The 20010-nt window shown below is 30.9% G+C and carries 15 protein-coding genes; 5 read left to right on the top strand and 10 right to left on the bottom strand.

The annotated features are described in order from the left end of the window. Positions 1-21: 21 nt before the first annotated feature. From QEJ31_RS14300 to QEJ31_RS14270, 7 genes are all read right to left on the bottom strand, one after another. On the bottom strand, positions 22-984 hold the full coding sequence (locus tag QEJ31_RS14300; RefSeq protein ID WP_280591148.1) for a metallophosphoesterase: 963 nt from the start codon (positions 982-984) through the stop codon (positions 22-24). A gap of 79 nt (positions 985-1063) precedes the next feature. Beyond that, positions 1064-2215 (bottom strand): acyl-CoA dehydrogenase family protein, encoded by a 1152-nt coding sequence (locus QEJ31_RS14295; protein WP_280591146.1) that lies wholly within the window; start codon positions 2213-2215, stop codon positions 1064-1066. A 100-nt stretch (positions 2216-2315) separates the two neighbouring features. Then, a complete protein-coding gene (locus QEJ31_RS14290) occupies positions 2316-4340 on the bottom strand; it encodes a biotin carboxylase N-terminal domain-containing protein (RefSeq protein ID WP_280591144.1) in 2025 nt (674 codons plus the stop codon). Continuing rightward, the gene (locus QEJ31_RS14285) at positions 4337-5158 is read right to left on the bottom strand and encodes an enoyl-CoA hydratase-related protein (protein WP_280591142.1); all 822 of its coding nucleotides are present in this window, start codon (positions 5156-5158) and stop codon (positions 4337-4339) included. The genes QEJ31_RS14290 and QEJ31_RS14285 overlap by 4 nt, the downstream gene beginning before the upstream one ends. Further along, positions 5158-7059 (bottom strand): DUF1446 domain-containing protein, encoded by a 1902-nt coding sequence (locus QEJ31_RS14280; RefSeq protein WP_280591140.1) that lies wholly within the window; start codon positions 7057-7059, stop codon positions 5158-5160. Before QEJ31_RS14280 ends, QEJ31_RS14285 begins: the two co-directional genes overlap by 1 nt. 31 nt (positions 7060-7090) lie before the next feature. Then, on the bottom strand, positions 7091-8698 hold the full coding sequence (locus QEJ31_RS14275; RefSeq protein ID WP_280591138.1) for a carboxyl transferase domain-containing protein: 1608 nt from the start codon (positions 8696-8698) through the stop codon (positions 7091-7093). Between the two features lie 36 nt (positions 8699-8734). Next, positions 8735-9445 (bottom strand): pyridoxine 5'-phosphate synthase, encoded by a 711-nt coding sequence (locus tag QEJ31_RS14270; protein WP_280591136.1) that lies wholly within the window; start codon positions 9443-9445, stop codon positions 8735-8737. A 429-nt stretch (positions 9446-9874) separates the two neighbouring features. Here QEJ31_RS14270 and smc point away from each other — a divergent pair, with 429 nt between their 5' ends. From smc to QEJ31_RS14250, 4 genes are all read left to right on the top strand, one after another. Next, a complete protein-coding gene (smc, locus tag QEJ31_RS14265; RefSeq protein ID WP_280591134.1) occupies positions 9875-13528 on the top strand; it encodes a chromosome segregation protein SMC in 3654 nt (1217 codons plus the stop codon). Positions 13529-13679: 151 nt separating this feature from the next. Continuing rightward, positions 13680-14219: a hypothetical protein gene (locus tag QEJ31_RS14260; RefSeq protein ID WP_280591133.1), complete on the top strand. Its 540-nt coding sequence runs from the start codon at positions 13680-13682 to the stop codon at positions 14217-14219. Between the two features lie 256 nt (positions 14220-14475). Then, positions 14476-15006 (top strand): hypothetical protein, encoded by a 531-nt coding sequence (locus QEJ31_RS14255; protein ID WP_280591132.1) that lies wholly within the window; start codon positions 14476-14478, stop codon positions 15004-15006. A 100-nt stretch (positions 15007-15106) separates the two neighbouring features. After that, on the top strand, positions 15107-16348 hold the full coding sequence (locus QEJ31_RS14250) for an argininosuccinate synthase (protein ID WP_280591131.1): 1242 nt from the start codon (positions 15107-15109) through the stop codon (positions 16346-16348). Here QEJ31_RS14250 and QEJ31_RS14245 read toward each other — a convergent pair. Next, positions 16345-17238, bottom strand: coding sequence for a LysR family transcriptional regulator (locus QEJ31_RS14245; protein ID WP_280591130.1), 894 nt, complete (start codon positions 17236-17238; stop codon positions 16345-16347). The two genes, QEJ31_RS14250 and QEJ31_RS14245, sit on opposite strands and share 4 nt — an antisense overlap. Before the next feature lie 121 nt (positions 17239-17359). On the opposite strand from QEJ31_RS14245, the gene QEJ31_RS14240 reads away from it, so the two are divergent. After that, on the top strand, positions 17360-18367 hold the full coding sequence (locus QEJ31_RS14240; RefSeq protein WP_280591129.1) for a zinc-binding alcohol dehydrogenase family protein: 1008 nt from the start codon (positions 17360-17362) through the stop codon (positions 18365-18367). Between the two features lie 14 nt (positions 18368-18381). Here QEJ31_RS14240 and QEJ31_RS14235 read toward each other — a convergent pair whose 3' ends face one another. Beyond that, positions 18382-19080 (bottom strand): pirin family protein, encoded by a 699-nt coding sequence (locus tag QEJ31_RS14235; protein ID WP_280591128.1) that lies wholly within the window; start codon positions 19078-19080, stop codon positions 18382-18384. A 2-nt stretch (positions 19081-19082) separates the two neighbouring features. Continuing rightward, on the bottom strand, positions 19083-19946 hold the full coding sequence (locus QEJ31_RS14230) for an SCO family protein (protein WP_280591126.1): 864 nt from the start codon (positions 19944-19946) through the stop codon (positions 19083-19085). Positions 19947-20010: the final 64 nt, after the last annotated feature.

Below are 20010 nucleotides of genomic sequence, written 5' to 3'. Positions count from 1 at the left end.
AAGAATCCATTCTATTTCAATTCAAACCGTAACTAATTTTGTTTGATGAGGTTTGAGTAGAATAATATTTTTTTTAATATCAAAATATTTCCTTTGAGCCCGAACCTGAACAGCAAGATCAATTTCTGGAAAATAACCAGTCAAACTGTTACCATAAGTACAACCTGTATCAATTCCAACACAGATTGGTCTTCCAGAAGGTAATGTCTTTCGAAAAAGACCTTGTTTGGCATCATGGCCAAAGACAATTAATGCTGGCCCTTGATGAAGTTCATGCCAACGAAAACGCTCTTTTTCTTTGTCGATACTTATTGCTGATTTTTGATTCTGAGTATTTTGGCTTGCCTGATTTAGTACTTCAGAACGATAACCTGCAGGAACCACAGTTAGTTTTTTTTCATTTCCTTTAGTATCCCATTTAACATAACGGGCAGTTAACAACATTCTTTCAGAAGAACCTAATAATCCTTTAGTTGCATCAAGACCTGCATGTACTATAATTAATGGATATTCTCTTTCCCATTCGTTGCGCTTCAATTGCGAAACCACTGTTGAAACATAAGCATGTGGTAATGAACATAATAAATCAAAAATTGCTCTTTTATGGTAGCGAATTAAATGTAAGGTCTGTTTCGTATGTTCTGCTAAGGTGTGAAAACTTCTTTTTTGAGCTTGCTGGATAGTTGACCATAATGCCCAATCGTGATTCCCTTTTATACAAAGAGCCCCATATTCTTGAATAATTTCATAAATTCCAACTGGATCTGGGCCTTTTGTAAACAAATCACCAACAAGAATAAGCTGAAATTTAGAAATATGCTTTTTGGCGGCTTCGATAAGTTCAAAAAGCTCGCGAGCGCAACCATGCACATCGCCTACGATAAAAAGTGGAAGCCTATCCGATGAAGGGGCTAAACTTTTTATAATTAAGTTATTTGAACTATCCTGCAAATCATATACTCCCAAATTAAATGAACTCAACATTCATTTTAATCTACTCCGATTAGTAGATTGTAGGCATTTGCAAAAAAACTTTCAACACTAGATCGAATTTAAAAAATGCTTATTTGCCACTTTTACGAACAAATTCTTTAACAATAATGTTTCGCAAAATTTCGCTAGTTCCTCCACCAATTTCTAACAACTTCGCATCTCGCATAAGTCTCTCAACAGGAAATTCACGAATATAACCATAGCCACCTAAAACTTGAATAGCATCTAAAGCAACTTTTGTAGCCATTTCTGAGGCAAATACTTTTGCAGCAGCAGCTTCCTGATTTGCTCTCCGACCTTCTTCTATCACCTGAGCTGCCTCATACATAAATGCTCTTGCCGCCCGATAGCCGATATACATATTTGCTATTTTCTCACTAATTGCTTGAAAGTTAATAATATTTTCCGAAAATTGTTGACGCTCTTGCGCGTACTTCAAGGAATGATCTAAGCAGGCTCTGGCTATACCTAGAGACATAGCTCCTAATCCAACCCTCTCTATGTCTAAGTTCTTCATCATATGTTTAACAGACGAACCTTCTTCACCAATAAGGTTTTCAACTGGAACTATACAATCTTTGAAAACCAATTCTCCAGTTGGACTTGCCCTCATTCCCATTTTTGAAAGTTTTTTACCAACAGAAAAACCAGGAAATCCTCGTTCTACTATGAAGGTTGAAAGCCCCATTCTATCTTCACTAGTTCTTGCATAAACAAGAAAAACATCTGCTATAGGGCCATTAGTAATAAACATTTTAGAACCATTCAAAACATAGTGATCTTCTTTTTTTACTGCCCTAGTTTGTAATCCTATTGCATCGGAGCCTGCTCCTGGCTCAGTCATTGCCATTCCGCCAATCATTTCCCCAGAAATACAGTTAGGTAGATAGCGAACGAGCTGTTCGGGAGAACCATTTTGCGAGAGATTATGCACAAATAAAAGAGAATGCGCTAAATAACTTAGACATGTACCTGGACAAGCATAACTAAGTTCTTCCATAACAGCGACTACTGATACAGCTCCAAGTTTAGCTCCCCCAAATTCTTCGGGACAAGTAAGCCCTAAAATTCCCAATTCTCCTAATCGCCTAAAAATCCCAGGCGCGAGTCTTTCTTCTCTATCCAGTTCATCTGCATAAGGAGCCAGCTCTTTTGCGGCAAAAGCTCTAACAGTTTGTATAACTTCTCGAATCTCTTGTGCATTGTTATGATAGGTTGTCATAATTTTGGTTTCCTTCAACTAAAATTGGATTTCATTCAAAAATGGTCTTTTGATGTTTTCATGATAATAAATGAAAATTCAAAAATGAAACAGCTTATAGTTAGTCTAATGCTATCATAGCCATAATATCTGTTCCTGATAAAATTTTCCCCTGTTCAACTAAAACATTTGTTACTTTACCATTTCCTGATGCCTTTACTTCCAATTGCATCTTCATTGACTCAACAATAAAAAGAACTTGACCAGCTTCAACCAGTTGTCCTTCTTTGATAAGAACCTCAATTACTTTACCTGCCATAGGAGCACAAATTTCGCCACTACCAGTATGATTTTTATTAACGATACTAAGTTCATAAAAAGGACATTTTATATTTAAATATTCACCAAAAAAATTAATTTGGATTACTTCAGAATTAAGTCTTTTTGCATAAAATGGTATTCTATTTTGTTTAGTATAATTTGAATTAAAAATAAGTTTTTTTAAATTGAAGGAATAGGAGTTTTTAACTTCTTTTATTGAAGAAAGCAAAGAATCAATAGAATTTCCAAGAAGATAAAATTTATTATTTTCAGGTTCTCTTATAATTTTGAAATCACTAAATTCTTTTTCGGCAGATAAACCTTTTAAATTTGGTAAGCATTTTGCCTGATTACTAAATGCATTGTTTATTTTTGATTGCTTGATTTCTCCGTTTAAAATATTAACTAATAATTCTCTAAATTTTTTTGAAGTTACGAGTTCAATTAAACAATTTGGTATTATTTTTTGATTTAATAGATCTAGCTCTTTAGCTATCCAATGCGTGGATTCATTCCCTACCAAAAAATCGGGATGCCGAACTATATTTTGGAGGAAAGGTAAATTAGTTGTGCAGCCTAAGATAACATAATTTTCTAAAGCAGCAGACATTTTTTCTATTGCTAAAGCTCGATTTGGAGCAGTAACAATTAATTTAGAAATCATGGAATCATAATTTGAATTTATTCTAGCACCTTCAATGATTCCAGAATCTACTCTCACTCCAGAAGATTCTGGTTCAATATAGAGTTTAATTCTACCAGGAGTTGGTAAAAATTGATTTCTGGGATCTTCAGCTAAAATGCGCGCTTCAATTGAAACTTGCTTTGGATCTAGTAAATGAAATTCATTTGGATTAGGAAATTGCTCAGGCCAAACACCCTCTGCTAAATCGAATTGTGCATGCACGAGATCTATTTGATAAGCATTTTCTGTCACAGGATGTTCAACTTGCAAACGAGTATTCATCTCTAAAAAATAAAAATTAGAATTTTCATCTAATAAAAATTCTAAAGTACCTGCACCACGATATTTAGTTTCCTTAACTAACGATAATGATGCTCTTCCCATTTTTTCTCTTAATTCTTTATTAACATGGGTAGAAGGCGCTTCTTCCATTACTTTTTGATGTCTTCTCTGTAAAGAACATTCTCTTTCACCAAAAAAAACGCCACCACCTTTTCCATCTCCAAACACTTGAATTTCAATATGTCTCGGAGCAGTTAGGTAACGTTCTATAAAGACTGTTCCATCATTAAATGCTGCTTTTGCTTCTTCAGAAGCTCTTTTGATAGCATTTGGCAATTCGAGAACATCATCAACAATTCGCATGCCTCGACCGCCACCACCTCCACTTGCTTTAACTAAAAATGGAGAAAAAATATTTCTGTGTTTTAATTCATTTTGCCACTCAGATGGAGATAATTTACTTAAATCTTCTGACAACAAAGCATTTAATGTCGGGACACCACATTTTTTTGCCATATTTTTTGCTGATTCTTTACTTCCCATAGCATACATATTTTGCGGAGTCGGTCCAACAAAAGCAATTCCAGCAAGTTCAACTTGTTCAGCAAACTTAGAATTTTCAGAGAGAAAACCATAGCCAGGGTGTAATAAATCTGCTCCCCATTTTTTAGCAGCATTTACAATTTCAGTTGCATTCAAAAAACTTGATACAAAAAGAATACAGTCAGCTTCTTTACAAACTAATGAATCAGAATCTTCTTCAGTACTAATGACTGCCACGGAATAATTTCTTTGCTTTGCTGCTCTAAAAATTCTTCTAGCAATTTCGCCTCTATTTGCAATAACCAGTTTTTTCATTTTTGCATCCCATCGCACCAAGAAGGATTTTTTTTCTCAAAAAAAGCCGTTAATCCTGCTTTTCCTTCAGAACTAGACCTAGCAACAGCAATTTTTTCAATTGTAAAATCAATTTGTACTTGATTAGGTAACGGATAACTATTTTTGATTAATTCTTTGGTAATTCTGGCTGCACTAGGAGCTGCTTGAAGAAAATGCTGAAGTATTTCCTGTTTTTCGTTTTCTATATTTTCTTTTTTTGTTACTTTATGAATTAAACCAATTTTTAAACATTCATCCGCTGATTGTTTTTTTCCTGAGAGTAGAATAGGTGAAGCAAAGGCAACACCTATCTTTCTTATAATGTAAGGACTAATAACTCCTGGGACAATCCCAAGCAAGACTTCTGATGTAGCTAAAACTGTTTCTTCAGTAGTTAGGACGTAATCTGAGCAAGCAACGAGTCCAAACCCTCCACCAATAGCTGCGCCATGTACAAAACTGATAACTGGTGTAGGAAAATTTACTATTTCATAAAACATTTTTGCAAGATTTTTTGCATCTAAAAGATTTTCTTCATGACTTTTGTCCGCCAAAGATCGCATATAATTTAAGTCAGCTCCAGCACAAAATACTTTTCCTGTACCTTCGATAGTAAGTAAACGCATTTCATAAATATTTTTAATATCTTTTAATTCTTTTAGAACATAAATTATTTCATTTATCATTTCTTCATTAAAAGCATTTCTAATATCAGGTCTATTCAGTATTAATTTTTTCACACCAAATTCGGCATTTATTACTTTAATTGAATTTCCAGCATAAAAAATATCTTCCATTATGCATTCCTTCTTACAAGTTCACCTGCACAAGATCTGTTTTCAGGTTGAATAGTTGCAAGTAAGGATTCAGGAATATCGACTTCACATCTTAATAAAGCTTGACTAAAAGTTTTACCCTGAGCATCGATTTGTAAACTTTTTGTTCCGCCACCACCCAATGATTGTTCTAGTAAAAAATTTAGAGCCCAAAGATTGGGAACTAAATATCTTGTTACGTTTCCTTTACATAAACTATGAAACCAATCATTCACTTTTTCAGCTGTTATATTTTCTCTTAACCATACATAACACTCAGGACTTCTTCCTATTAATCCAATATTTACGGTATCACCTTTATCACCACTTCTAGCATGCGCAATTTCCATTAAACATACTTTTATTGGACGAGAAGTTGCCATAATACTAACTAAACTTGGGCTCCAAGGATCATGGGGAGGATTTTCTATTTCGGCTGTACCTTTTGTAATAGGCCATTCCAGTTGCAGAACTTCTTGGATTTGAATTGATTTTTCATCATTTTTCTTTTGTTCAAAGGTCCTAATATTTGGCAATGCACATTCTTGGGGAATTAACGCTGGCCAATAACTTACAATATCAGAGATTGTGGGAGCACCTCCAGTTACAGCAACTCCAGCTGGACCACTTAATATCAAACTTGGTAACAATTTTCTGAAAACATTTAATTTATCTTTATTGTGATCTCTGACAGTTAGTCTTAATAAAATTTCTATTGCATCATGCTTTTTTAACATCCCTTTATGTGTACTATCATCTCCAACATATTCAGTATTTTTAAAATCAACTGTTGATTGAAAACCTGCTTTTTTTAATTCACTTTCTAATCTTAGCCAAAATACTCGTGCAAACATTTCTGCTTTTGCTCTTACATCAGGACCGGAAATAATTATTGAACCGGAGCATTTATAACCTTCTTCATAAGCAATACTTACCTTTAACAAATCGGTAGGTTTTCTGCCTTTAATTCCTGTTACTTTAACTCTTTCAGGAGAATTTGTAGCAATTTGAATAGATGAAAAATCAGCTATAACATCGGGTGTAATATAACTTTGGGGAGAACCCATTTCATACAAAAGTTGTTCACGGATTGTTTGACAACTAATATAACCACCAGTATTGGGATGTTTAGTTACATAAAAGGAACCATCTTCGTAACATTCAACAATTGGAAATCCAATATCAATAAAACTTGGAACCTTCTGCCAATCTGTAAAGTTTCCTCCTGAAGCTTGAGCACCACATTCAATAATATGGCCAGCAACAATGCCATGCGCGAGCTTATCATAATCTGAAACTTTCCATTTAAACTCATGCATCATAGCGCCTAAAGTAATGCCAGTATCGGTTACTCTTCCGCAAAGAACAATATCTGGATCGCTTTTTAGGGCTTCAGCAACTGGTAAAGCTCCAAAGTAAACATTTGCACACAAAACTTTATCAGCATAATTGTTAAATAGTTCTGCTGTTTCCATGTTTTTAAACTCAACTCCCGATTTTCTTAAACTGGGAATTGCGCTTAAAATGTCATCACCATCAATTACTGAAACTTTTAAATTAACATTCTTTTTTCGGGCTAAAGTAAAAAGTGCTTCAGCACATGCTTTTGGATTCACACCTCCAGCATTCGTAATAATTTTTATTTTCCTATTTAAACATTCTTCTAACAAAGGCTCTAAAGCTACAATGAAATCTCTCGCATATCCAGCTTGTGGATCTTTAGATCTTTGTTTTTGCAAAATACTCATTGTAATTTCAGCAAGAAAATCTATTGAAATATAATCTAATTTTAATTCACCAAAAACTTGCCTACGTAAAGCATAAGGATCATCTCCCCAATATCCACCGGCGTTAGCAATTCTTATAAATTCTTTTTTTGACATAATTCAAACTCCAAAGAAATAATTTAAATAATTACATTCTAAATACGCCAGTTTGAGTATCTTCAATAGGTGCATTTAATGTGGTAGCTAAACTTGCAGCTAAAACGGATCGTGTTAAACGTAAATCAACGACACCATCATCCCATAAGCGAGCTGATGCAAAATAGGGGTGTCCTTCTTTTTCATATTTTGATCGAATAGGTTGAGAAATTTCTTCAACTTGTTCTGATGAAAATGCTTTATTTTCTCGAGCAAGTTGTTCTCTTTTCACTGTTACCATAACTTGAGCGGCTTGTTCTCCACCCATTACCGAAATTCGACTTGTTGGCCATGTCCATAAAAATCTTGGTGAATAGGCTCTGCCACACATTCCATAATTTCCAGCTCCGTATGATCCACCCAATAAAAAAGTAATTTTTGGAACTTTAGCTGTTGCAACTGCGTGCACCATTTTAGCTCCATCTTTTGCAATTCCAGATCTTTCATATTGGGAACCTACCATAAAGCCAGTAATATTTTGTAAAAACACTATCGGAATTTTATCCTTGGTACACAATTCAATAAAGTGTGTTACTTTTAAAGCACTTTCACTGAATAATACTCCATTATTTGCAATAATCCCACAAGGAATTCCTTCAATATGCGCAAAACCTGTAACTATTGTTGTGGCATACTTTTCTTTAAACTCAAAAAAACGACTGCCATCGACAATTCTTGCAATAATTTCTTTAATATTTATTTGGCGCCTTAAATCTTTTGGCCATATTCCTAATATTTCAGTTGGATCATAAAAAGGTTCTTCTCCAGTTTTTAATGAAATATTAGCTTGTTTTTTATTATTTAAATGAGAAATAATATTTTTAATTAACGAAATAGCGTGTTCATCATTTTCTGCAAAGTGATCTGCTACTCCACTCATTTCTGTATGAACTTTTGCACCACCTAAAAATTCAGCTGTTACATCTTCTCCTGTGGCAGCTTTAACTAATGGAGGTCCTCCAAGAAAAATTGTTCCAGTTTTATTTACAATAATTGTTTGATCGCTCATTGCAGGAACATATGCTCCACCTGCTGTACACGATCCCATAACAGCAGCAATTTGTGGTATCCCTTGCGAACTCATTAATGCTTGATTATAAAATATTCTTCCAAAATGTTCTTTGTCTGGAAAAACTTCAGCTTGTAATGGTAAAAAGGCTCCTCCACTATCAACTAAATAAACACATGGTAATTTATTTTCTAATGCTATTTCTTGTGCTCTGAGATGTTTCTTTACTGTTAGAGGATAATATGTTCCACCTTTTACTGTTGCATCATTTGCTATAATCATACACATTTTGCCAGAGATTTTTCCTATTCCTGTTACCACTCCTGCACCAGGAACAGAATCCTCGTAGACTTCATGGGCTGCTAGAAGTCCAGTTTCTAAAAAGGGTGAGCCCGGATCACAAATTGTCGATACTCTATCTCTAACAAACATTTTTTCTTGACTTTGATGTCGTTCTCTTGCTTTTTCTCCACCACCCATTTTTATTTTATTTTGCAGCTCTGACAATTGCTCACATATCAACAAATTTTGTTTATAATTTTGTTTATAATCTTCTGAAACAACCGATATTTGGCTTTTTATAAAAGTCATTTTTATTCCTATTTAATTAAGAAGATCCTATTTATATTATGATATTAATTTCTTCATTTCTCGAACAGCTTTTTCAAGACCTACAAATAAAGCATAGGAAACAATACTGTGGCCAATATTTAAATCAGAAATACCTTTAATTTTTGCAATTTTTTGTGCATTTTGATAATTCAGCCCATGTCCTGCATGAACTTGAATTTTATTTTCTAAAGCAAATTCAGTAGCTGCAACAATTTTTTCATATTCTCTCTGAGCTTCAAGTCCTTCACTATCAGCGTACTTCCCTGTGTGTAGTTCAATCATTTTCGCACCTAAATTTTTTGTTAAAGTAATATCTTTTAAACTAGGTTCAATAAATAAACTAACAGGAATGGAATTCATCTGTAACAAATTAATAGATTCTTTTAATTGATCAAAATATTCCTCTAAATTAAGACCACCTTCAGTTGTTTTTTCTTCCCTTTTTTCCGGTACTAATGTTACCATAAAAGGTTTAATGAAACAGGCGAAATCTATCATTTCATGTGTATTTCCAATTTCTAAGTTTAGCGGAATTTGAAGGATCTCTTTCAATAGTTTTATGTCTCGCTCTTGGATATGCCTCCTATCTTCACGCAAATGAACAGTAAGCTGATCAGCTCCTGCATTTTGGACTATGAAAGCTGCCTCAACAGGATCTGGATATTTTGTGCCTCTTTGTTGGCGCAGAGTAGCGACGTGATCTATATTAACTCCTAGAGTTGCCATTGAAAGATTCCCCTTCCCTATTAGAAACATTTTAATAATCAGACTTAAATTTATTACACTTAAAATAGATGTTGATGCAAATTTACAAGTGTGTTTTTTAAAATTTTAGTAAATAATATCAAATGTATATTAAATTATTGTCTTATAAATAAACAAATTACTAGACTATCCATTCATTCCACTCTTTATTCTTCCTCTCCAAAATCAAAAATAAGTCCAAATTTCAAACATTTGTAAATCAAGGCAGATGTTGTAAGTTAGAGATAGTGAAATTAGTTTGTAAAATTTGAATTTTAGATTATCAATAGCTGATCTTTCTTGATCAAAGGTTGCGAATCTATCTATTTTATAGACTGATTTGTGTTTTTTTGCTGTTTTTTTAGTCAAAAAATTTAACTATTGTAGATCATTAATATCTATAAGGATAATATGAAACTAAAATCGATACATATATCTGGCTTTAAAAGTTTTGCTGATAGAGTTAACATTCAATATCATGATGGAATTACAGGTGTTATTGGACCAAATGGCTCTGGTAAATCGAATATCATCGATGCTGTGCGTTGGGTAATGGGAGAACAAACCGCTAAAAGTTTACGCGCTGATGATCCAACTGATATTATATTTTCAGGTTCGCAAGATCGAAAACCATTAAGTTTAGCAGAAGTTACCTTAATTTTTGCAAATGATGGATTGCATTGTCCAGCTGAATATATGCACTTACCTGAAATTTCTATTGGTAGAAGAATTAATCGAAGTGGTGAACGAGAATATTTCATGAATCGTGAGCCATGTCGATTAAAAGATATAGTTGATTTTTTACTTTCCATAGGTCTAGGTTCTAAAAGTTATGCTATAATCCAACAAGATAAACGTGATAGAATAATTCAAGCATCACCAGAAGATCTTAGAGAAATATTAGAGGAAACTGCTGGAATTACAATGTTTAAAGTGAGAAGAAAAGAAGCCGAAAAAAGGCTGCTTTCTACTCAAGATAGAATGAAAAATTTAGCTGAAATTGAAGGTGAATTAATTAGACAAAAAGAATCTCTATCAGAACAAGTAGAAAAAGCTTCACTTAAATTAAATCTTTCATCTGAATTAAAAGACAAAGAAATTGAACTTATTAAAAATCATATTGGTTTTTATCGCAGTATTGCTAATAAAGTTAAAAAAGAAGTTGATAGCAGATCGACTGAAATACAACAAGCTACTATCGAAGCTAGTGAATGGGAAGTTGCAGCTAATGATCTTAAATCAAATCAATTGGAACTAACTCAACAAATAAAATCTACTGAAAACACATTAGATGATCAAAAAATTGCATTGACAAAGTATGAAGAAAGAAGAGAAAATTACAAAAAAAGGCATGACGAAAGAATTTTACAAAAAGAAAAAGTAAAAAAAGAATTAATTGACGAGCAGAATAATTTAAAATTAGAAGAAGCAAAACAATCTTCAATAATGCTTGAAATAGAAGCACTAAGTACGCAATTGCGAAAAATTGATCTTGAAAAAGAAAATTTAGAAGAAAAGTTAGAAGAGATTGACGAAACAATTCAAGTAGAGAGAATGCGTGGTGATGAGTATCGATCAGAAATACGCGCTATTGAATCAAGCAAAAATTCTTTAAGAGCTCGAAATGAAAGTTTGCTTGACACTATTAGTAAATATAATAGTCAGATTCAAAAAGTAACAGAAAATCATTTAATTGCTTTAGAATCCAAGGGTCAAATAGCGGCAGATAGAAAAACAATTGCTGAAAATTTAAGTAAACTATCATTAGGGTTAGATGAAGTCGTCTCAAATAGAAATTCATTAGAAACGGAATTAGAAAAAGTTAAATTAAAATATGATCAAGCAAACAAAGACCGTGAAATAATAAAACAAAATCATTTAGAAGTGACAAGTAAAGTAAACATTTTAAAAGATTTAGTTGAGTCTGATAGCGGTTTATCTGATGGAATACTATCACTTAAAGAAAAACTAAGTACAAAAATTTCTGGATATTTATTTGATTCAGTTTCTCTGCATAAGGAAGACGAATCTATTTTAGAAAACCATATGCCATTTCTTTTTCAATCAGCTATTCTTGAAAACACAGATGATTTAATAGAAATTATAGATAAAGTAGAAGAGTACTCAATTTCAAAAGTAAATTTACTTGTTAAAGATCTAATTTTACCTTTAAGCCAAAGTGAAGAAAATGATAAGCAAAATATTTTAAGCATTAATGGTATTAGATGTGTTGGTGATAGGTTGGAAAACTATAAAATACCGGCAACAAAAAGAATTTTTGAAAGAATATTCATATGCCAAGATGAATGGCTTTTATTAAAAGCTAAAAAAATTGCAAATAATAATCAACATTTCATTTTCATTACTGAAAGAGGAGCAATATCAAATGGAGTGCAAGGCTTTTCTTGTGGAATTATAAAAGAAGGAGCTTCACAAGGAATTCTGCAACGGAGAAGGGATCACTCTGAATCATTAATTTTAAAAGAAAAAATTCAGGAACAGCTTGCATCAGCAGAAGGTACTTTATATTCATTGAATGAAAGTAAGAAAAAAATCGAATTTAAATTTAATGAACTTGCGAGTGTTTTGGAAAAAGAAAAGGTAGAATCTTTAAAGTTATCTAGTCAATTAGATAATTTTGATCTTCAGTTAAGACATATTGATGAAAATATTTCAAGATTTTCAGAGGAAAAACAACGATTAAACTTAGAAATTTCAGAAGCAAAAGAATCATTTGCAAAAAATCAGAATCAATTAGATAGACTTGATGATGAATTAAAATTATTGCAACAAAATTTAAATGATTTTGAATTAGAGTTTTCTGAAAAAAAAGAAATAAAAGATGAAATAACTACTCAATTGCAGAATAAAAAATCTGAAAGAGCAGTTATTACTGAGAGACAAGCAAATAATCGAAAATACTATGATGAAATGGTTTATCAGTTAAAAAGAATGCAGCAGAAAGTTGATTCCTTTATTCGTCAAATAGATGAATTAGAATCTGCTATTTCTGATGCAGAAGATGAATTTGAAAATCTTAATATTGAAATAGTAAATTATCAAAAACAAGTAAAAATTTTAGAAGATAAGTTGGAATATTTAGTTCAAGAAGAAAGTGAAATATCAGAAGAACTGAGAGTTTATGAAAGCAAATTAAAGTCGCAAAAAGATAATGCAGCATCTAAACAAAAATTTATTAACGAAAAAATGTTGGAATTAGCAAGATATGAAACAATAATTGACACTGCTGTTCGTGAAGCAAATGAAAAATTTTCTTTGTCAATAAAAGATCTACCTTCAGAAACGAATAGCGATCAAAATTCAAGAAATATTCTTGAAAGTAGAATCAAAGAACTTCAACAAGCAATTCTTGATCTCGGACCTGTTAATGAAAGAGCATTAGAAGAATTTAAGGATGTTTCTGAGAGGTTAAATTTTCTTGTTACTCAAAAAGAAGATATTGAAAGATCAATGCAAGAACTTTATTTGTCCATTACTGAAATTGAAGAAAATACAAAAAATAGATTTAAAGAAATTTTTGATAAAGTGAATGTCGAGTTCCAAAAAATCTTCCCAGTACTATTCCCTAACGGTTATGGTGAGCTTCATATGTTAAAAGAAGATGATTTACTAAATACAGGAGTTGAAATTTTAGTTCGTCTTCCCGGAAAGAAAATGCAAAATATGAGTTTGTTTAGTGGTGGGGAAAAGGCTTTAACTGCTATTTCTTTGATTTTTAGTTTATTAAAAACAACACCCGCACCGTTCTGTTTCCTTGATGAAGTCGATGCTCCTTTGGATGAAGCCAACGTTGGTAGATTCAATGCTGTTCTAGAAGCTTTAAGTGATGAATTTCAGTTCGTTGTCATTACACATAACCGGAGAACAATGGAAGTTTTAGATACAATTTATGGTATATCCATGAGTGAACCAGGAGTTTCTAAATTAGTATCTGTTGATTTAAGTGATGTTCCTCCTCATTTACGGAAAAAACAAAAAACCGCTGTCCGTTCAGGGGCATCTATAACAATTGGCGAGACAGAAATACAATCCTTAAATCCCTGATTTTTACTAGATTTCTAAATTCCCTTAATAAAATTCTTTAAAAAAGTTGAAAACAATTTTAATTTAGAATAAGTTTAATTTTATATTTTAGAATTTTATTTAGCAAATAATTGTTAATAAGCAAATTAAAATTTAAAAACGCAGGAATAAAATGCATCCAAAACTAATTGCTACTTTTATTTTTATTTATTCGTTATTTATATTTAGTAAAGCTTTCTCACATAATAATTACTACATTTATTGTGCAAATAGTAAGAAAGATTGGAAATGGCTAAAAGACTCATCACAAAATTATATCCCTATATCTGGGGTCTATAAAGAAACAAAATATAAAATTCATAAAGGATTAGGAAGATATCATACATGGATTATTCGATATTTAGAAGTAACAGAATTAAATGCTGACCAAAAAATTCAAAATTTTCAAGAAATGTGTGTTAACAATTTTGGAAGTGATTACCATTTTTTGCAAGCAGCAAAAGATAAATTTTCTCCCTGGATACCTTTAGTAGTAAATAAAAAAGATCTTGCTCGGGGTTATTATGAATTAGATATTTTCAGAGATGAAGCTATCTATGAGCCTAGTTTAATGTTACGAGTTGTTCCTGTTAAAGAAACTATTCTTAAAGAAAATTTAAATAATAACTTTGACTTGAATATTTTATTATATATTAATTCCTATTTGCATTAAAATAATTACTATGTATATATTTTTATTAACAATAACAAAATGTTAAATCATTTCTCTAAAAATCTTAATTATCTTGAGACTTAGCTATCAAGTATAAAACCGAACTTTTAACCATCAATAACTATTTAATTTTATTAATATAAATTTAATTTTTATATATTGATAAAAACAATATAATATGCTATTTTATTAAAAGATTTTTGCTTTATTTTTAACTTATTTTTATTTGTTTTTGAGAATAAGTTTGGGTTAAATTATGGTAGATAAAATTTCTAAGTTTATTTGTTTTGTTATTATTTCTTTTCTGACAATTTCTTGTGGGAAATCTGAGAATAAAGATGAGAATCAAGGTAAAAACCTTTTCAGTATTTGGGATACTTCATTTAACAAAGATACTGGAAAAAAAATTAACACGGGCGTAATTGAATTAAATCTTTCAAAAAATGATTTTAATTACAGCGAAACCTTTGCCATTATTGCATCTGTTACAAGTTATGACAGAACTGTGTGCGCAATTTCTGCAGATATTGTAGGAAATCAAGGATCTGGAAGTATAAAAAACATCTCGAAAAGCATTCTTTCAGTTGAAGACTTTGTTAATATCTTTCGTACCTTTTATTTTGAAGATCCAGTTGCAGCAACAAAAGTTCTGAAAAGTGCAAAATCGGTGGCAATTTGCCATGCCGTTCTCTTTAAAAGTAATTACAACTATACAAAATCAAATGATGTTTTAACACTATGCCCTGTAACTAGCACATCACCGGCAGATTGTTATTATTTTAAGTAATTTTATACTTAATGAAAAACACACTTGCAAATTTTAAAAATCTCACATATTGAATAAATATTCATTTTTTGAATATTTATTCAATTTAAGGGATATAAAAATGCAGCAAAAAATTATACTTGGTTATTCAGGAGGTTTAGATACCTCAATTATGATTCATTGGTTGTTAGAAAATTATAATTGTGAAGTAATTACAGTTACATGTAATTTAGGACAAGGTCTTGATGAAATACAGGGAATAAAACAAAAAGCGATAACATCAGGAGCTTCAAAAGCTTATATTCTAGATGTGCAAAATGAGTTTATTACTGAATATTTATGGAAACTTGTAAAATCAGGAGCTAAATATGAAAACCATTACTTGCTTGGAACGATTTCAAGACCCTTAATTGCAAAAAAACTAGTTGAAATTGCTAAACTTGAAAATGGAACTGCCATATGTCACGGAGCTACAGGTAAAGGCAACGACCAAGTCAGGTTTGAACTTGCAATCAAAGCTTTTGACTCAAAAATAAATATAATTGCTCCATGGAGAAAATGGGCTATTTCTTCAAGAAGTGAAGCAATAGAATTTGCAAAACAAAGATCAATTCCCATTACTGCTACAAAAGAAGTGCCATATTCGATAGATAAAAATATCTGGTATGTTTCTCATGAGGGAGGTGATCTGGAAGAAATACAAAGTGAACATAATGCAAATTTTTATGAAATGTGTTCTAAATTAGAAGAAACTGAAAATTTTCCTGAATTCATTGATATTGAATTTCATCAAGGAATTCCTGTAGCTTTAAATGGTATAAATTTATCCCCAATTCTAATTCTAGAAGAATTAAATAAACTAGGAAGTAAACATGGGATAGGTGTGATAGATCTTATAGAAAATAGATTAATTGGAATGAAATCACGTGGTGTTTATGAAACTCCTGGAGGAACTATTCTGTACTCGGCTCATGAAAAGCTTGAAAGTATTTGTTTAGATAAAATGCTAATTCAAATGAAACACAAACTATCAATGGATTATGCTAAAATTATATATGATGGTTTTTGGTTCACACCAATAAGAGAAGCATTAGATTCTTTTTTTGATTATACACAACAGAATGTGTCAGGAATTATAAAACTTAAATTATATAAAGGGCATTGCATTTTTGCAGGCTGTGAATCTAATAAAAGTTTATTTAATAAGAATTTTGCTACTTTTGAAAAAGATGAATGCTACAATCAAAGTGAAGCTGAAGGATTTATTAATCTTCTGGGTCTTCCTATAAAAATCCAAACGATGTTAAATGAAAATAATTTTTCAATTAATAAAACTATGCTTCGTGAACAATTTAAAGCTTAATTATTGTAAAATTTCCACTTTTCTAATATAAATTGAAATAAAGTTTTTATTCTTAAATTTTCATACCGGCTATTTGTCGTTAGTAGCCAAATATTTCCATAATCTTCTAAAAAATCATCAAATTTAATTTCAATTAGTTTTCTTTGTGAAAGATAATCTTTTATATCCCAAAAAGATCGCACGATTATTCCACCTCCATTTACCCCATATTGATTAATTACATTTGAATAATTCGTTTTTAAATCACGTTTACATTTTAAACTAGTTAATTTGATTTTAGATTTAACAAATTGTAATTTTTCATGAATATCTAAATAAGCTATTTTATGTTTATTTAACCCATCTAAACTGGTAGGTAAAGAATTAACTGACAAGTATTCAGGAGAACATGCAAAAATTAATTTATTTGTTCCCATTTTTTTTCCAACCAATGAAGATGAAGGTAAATTTCCTATTCGGATAGCCAGATCAATATTATTTTCAAGTAAATCTAAATAACTATCTGTAACTGTTAGTTCAATACTTATATCTTTATACAATTGCATAAACTCAGGAATAACTTTCCCTAAAAAACTAACTGCAATTGAGTTTGAACATGTTAAGTGTATTTTACCTTCCATTTTTTTTATATCTGAATACGATAACTCCAGCTCTTTTACATAATCCAATATTTTTAAAGCATGGGAATAAAAATTTTCTGCTTCTTGAGTTGCAGTAACAATTCTTGTACTGCGGTGAAATAATGAAAAATGAATATTTTCCTCTAATGTTTTTATTTTATTAGATAAAGCAGCCTTAGATATTTTTAATTTAGCAGCAACTTTTGTATAACTTTTTTCTTGGTAAAGGAGCACAAAAGCTCTTATCTCATCTAAATTATTGATTTTCATAGATTTTTCCTATTGTTAATAAAATATAAACAATATGTTAATAAACTACTTTATTGATAACTAAATTACAAGTGTTACATTCAGAGAGATGAAAATAGATTAAATTTTTAAGGAGAAATCTATGTTTGCTTTTAGACCTTTCTATAATCCCTCAACAGAAAAGATCCAATTTTCAAAAGTAGAATTGCCAATGCCTGATTTAAAAGACCAAGATATTCTTGTAAAAGTAGCAGCAATTTCTGTTAATCCAGCTGACTACAAAATAGCACTTTGGAAAAAAGATATGCCCGAACAAAATATTATTGGCTGGGATGTTGCTGGGGTTGTTGAAAATGTTGGAAAGAATGTTAAAAATTTTAAAGTTGGCGATAAAGTTTTTTATGCAGGAGCATTGAATCGTCAAGGTGCAAATGCTGAATATCATGTTGTTGATGAAAGAATTGTTGGATATATGCCACAAAGTCTTTCTTTCAAGGAGGCTGCGGCTGTTCCTTTAACTTCTTTAACTGCCTTTGAAGCATTATTTGAACAATTAAAAATATCTGAAGATAAAAGCACTAAACCTAAGAAAATTTTATTAATTGGTGCTGCTGGTGGTGTCGGTTCAATGGCCATTCAGCTTCTAAAGAAACTGACAAATTGTATTGTAATAGCAACGGCTTCAAGATCTGAATCAATAGCCTGGGTAAAATCACTAGGAGCAGATTTTACTATTGATCACACAAAAAACTTTTTGCCGCAATTAACAGCACTAGGCATTAATGAAGTTGATTATTCTTTTTTTATTAATGGAACAGAACAATATTTTGATCAAATTTCGGATAATATGAAACCATTTGGAAAAATCGTTGCAATTGATGATCCAGAAAATAAGTTTGATTTGATGAAATTAAAAGGAAAATCATTAACATTTTCTTGGGAATTAATGTTCACTCACTCTCTTTATGAAACTGAAGATATGATTAAGCAGCACCATATTTTAAATAAAATATCACAACTTATAGATACAAAGACAATAAAAACAACAATTGCAAATGATTTAGGAACTATTTCAGAAGAAACATTAGAACAATCGCACGATCTGTTAAAAACAGGAAAAACAATTGGAAAAATAGTATTAACTTTTTAAAGAAAATAAACTAGTTATTGTAAATCAAAAATTAAAAAATGATTATCCAATTCATTTCCCTTAAAATTTAAAATATCACCTTCTGTTATAGCGAGTCCATCACCCATGTTTAAAGTTACAGTATCATTAATTAGCAATTCGCCAGAAATCAATTGAATCCAAGCATGCCTATCTTTCTTTAATTTATATGATACATTTTCTTCTTTAAAAAGGATTGAACGATATAACTTTACATCTTGTTTTACTATCAAAGAATTTCTTTCTCCATTAGGTGAAGCCAGTAAAAGAAACTTATCTTTCGTATTACTAAAATTTTTTTGCTGATAAAAAGGAGTTTGATCAAACTCATTAGGTTCTATCCAAATTTGGAGGAGATGCACATCATCAGATTTTGAATGATTAAATTCACTATGTTTAATTCCTGTACCAGCACTCATTAATTGCACTTCACCTGAAGATATAGTGGCACTATTTCCTAAAGTATCTTTATGTTCTAATATACCCTTAACTAAATATGTAATAATTTCCATATTTTTATGCTCATGAAAAGGAAATCCTCCTGCACCTTTAATAAAATCTTCATTTATTACTTTTAAAGAACGGAAACCCAAGAATTTTGGATCATAATAACCATTAAAAGAAAAAGTAAATTTTGTATTTAGCCAATCATAATTTGCAGAACCTCTATCTTTACTTTTTCTAATTTCAAACATAATTATTCCTTATAATTCATTTTTATTAAATTATACTTTCTTTTTCTATAATATACAAAAATTAATATAAGTAAAAAAGATATCATACAAATTCCAACAACTCGCATAAAACCCATAGCAAACCCGGTGTATGCGCCTGCATTAGGATCATAGTAACAACAAAATAAAAGAAATCTGTCAGTAGTTGAGCCAATTTTTCCTTGCGACGCATCCATTAAAGAAAACTTCACATCATTTACTTTATAAGAAATTCCATAAACGTAACGAGTAATTGTTCCATCTGGCGCTATAAAAAAAATTGCTGCAGTATGTGAATACTCATTATTTTCAGGAATGAACTTATAATAAAATCCTACATCTTTAGTAATCGTCTCAATACTTTTACTATCGCCAACAAAAAAATTCCATTCAGCATGATCTTGACCTAATTTATCTAGATATTCAATTTGTTTCTTTTTTGCATCATGATAAGTATCTTTAGGATCAAAACTTACTGTTAAAACTGTAAAGTCTTTCCCTACTGGCCAATTTAATTCCTTTAATGTTTTTGCCAAATTTAATAGCTGTACGCTACATAAACTAACGCATCTATAGTAGTTTAGAGTTAATAAAATTGGTTTGCCTTTCTCGGTCAAATTTTTTAGTGTTCTAGGATTTCCATTTTGATCAATAAATTTTATATTTAAATCAATTTTTTTCCCAAGTTGTTCTTTTATTGTTACTCCTTTATTTGCTTCAGGAACAAGATCAACCGGCGGTAAACTTCTATTTTTATCAGGATTTTGAAATATACTTTGCGAATAACTTTTAAATTCTACTGCACTTAATAAAGAAATAATTCCTAGAAGATAAATTTTTTTATCCATACGATCCTCGATATGACAAATAATACAATTCTGTGATTATTTAATATGTCAAATTATTGCAAGT

It is taken from the genome of Pigmentibacter sp. JX0631 (genome assembly GCF_029873255.1).
Lineage (GTDB): Bacteria > Bdellovibrionota_B > Oligoflexia > Silvanigrellales > Silvanigrellaceae > Silvanigrella.
The sequence above is the reverse complement of the archived record's forward strand: the minus strand, read 5'-3'. Positions and strand labels throughout refer to the sequence as shown.

Coding starts and splice junctions, on each gene's coding strand:
- QEJ31_RS14295 (WP_280591146.1), bottom strand. CDS start 2,215: ATGACAACCTATCATAACAATGCACAAGAGATTCGAGAAGTTATACAA.
- QEJ31_RS14235 (WP_280591128.1), bottom strand. CDS start 19,080: ATGTTTGAAATTAGAAAAAGTAAAGATAGAGGTTCTGCAAATTATGAT.
- QEJ31_RS14250 (WP_280591131.1), top strand. CDS start 15,107: ATGCAGCAAAAAATTATACTTGGTTATTCAGGAGGTTTAGATACCTCA.
- QEJ31_RS14300 (WP_280591148.1), bottom strand. CDS start 984: ATGTTGAGTTCATTTAATTTGGGAGTATATGATTTGCAGGATAGTTCA.
- QEJ31_RS14230 (WP_280591126.1), bottom strand. CDS start 19,946: ATGGATAAAAAAATTTATCTTCTAGGAATTATTTCTTTATTAAGTGCA.
- QEJ31_RS14240 (WP_280591129.1), top strand. CDS start 17,360: ATGTTTGCTTTTAGACCTTTCTATAATCCCTCAACAGAAAAGATCCAA.
- smc (WP_280591134.1), top strand. CDS start 9,875: ATGAAACTAAAATCGATACATATATCTGGCTTTAAAAGTTTTGCTGAT.
- QEJ31_RS14290 (WP_280591144.1), bottom strand. CDS start 4,340: ATGAAAAAACTGGTTATTGCAAATAGAGGCGAAATTGCTAGAAGAATT.
- QEJ31_RS14245 (WP_280591130.1), bottom strand. CDS start 17,238: ATGAAAATCAATAATTTAGATGAGATAAGAGCTTTTGTGCTCCTTTAC.
- QEJ31_RS14270 (WP_280591136.1), bottom strand. CDS start 9,445: ATGGCAACTCTAGGAGTTAATATAGATCACGTCGCTACTCTGCGCCAA.
- QEJ31_RS14260 (WP_280591133.1), top strand. CDS start 13,680: ATGCATCCAAAACTAATTGCTACTTTTATTTTTATTTATTCGTTATTT.
- QEJ31_RS14275 (WP_280591138.1), bottom strand. CDS start 8,698: ATGACTTTTATAAAAAGCCAAATATCGGTTGTTTCAGAAGATTATAAA.
- QEJ31_RS14255 (WP_280591132.1), top strand. CDS start 14,476: ATGGTAGATAAAATTTCTAAGTTTATTTGTTTTGTTATTATTTCTTTT.
- QEJ31_RS14285 (WP_280591142.1), bottom strand. CDS start 5,158: ATGGAAGATATTTTTTATGCTGGAAATTCAATTAAAGTAATAAATGCC.
- QEJ31_RS14280 (WP_280591140.1), bottom strand. CDS start 7,059: ATGTCAAAAAAAGAATTTATAAGAATTGCTAACGCCGGTGGATATTGG.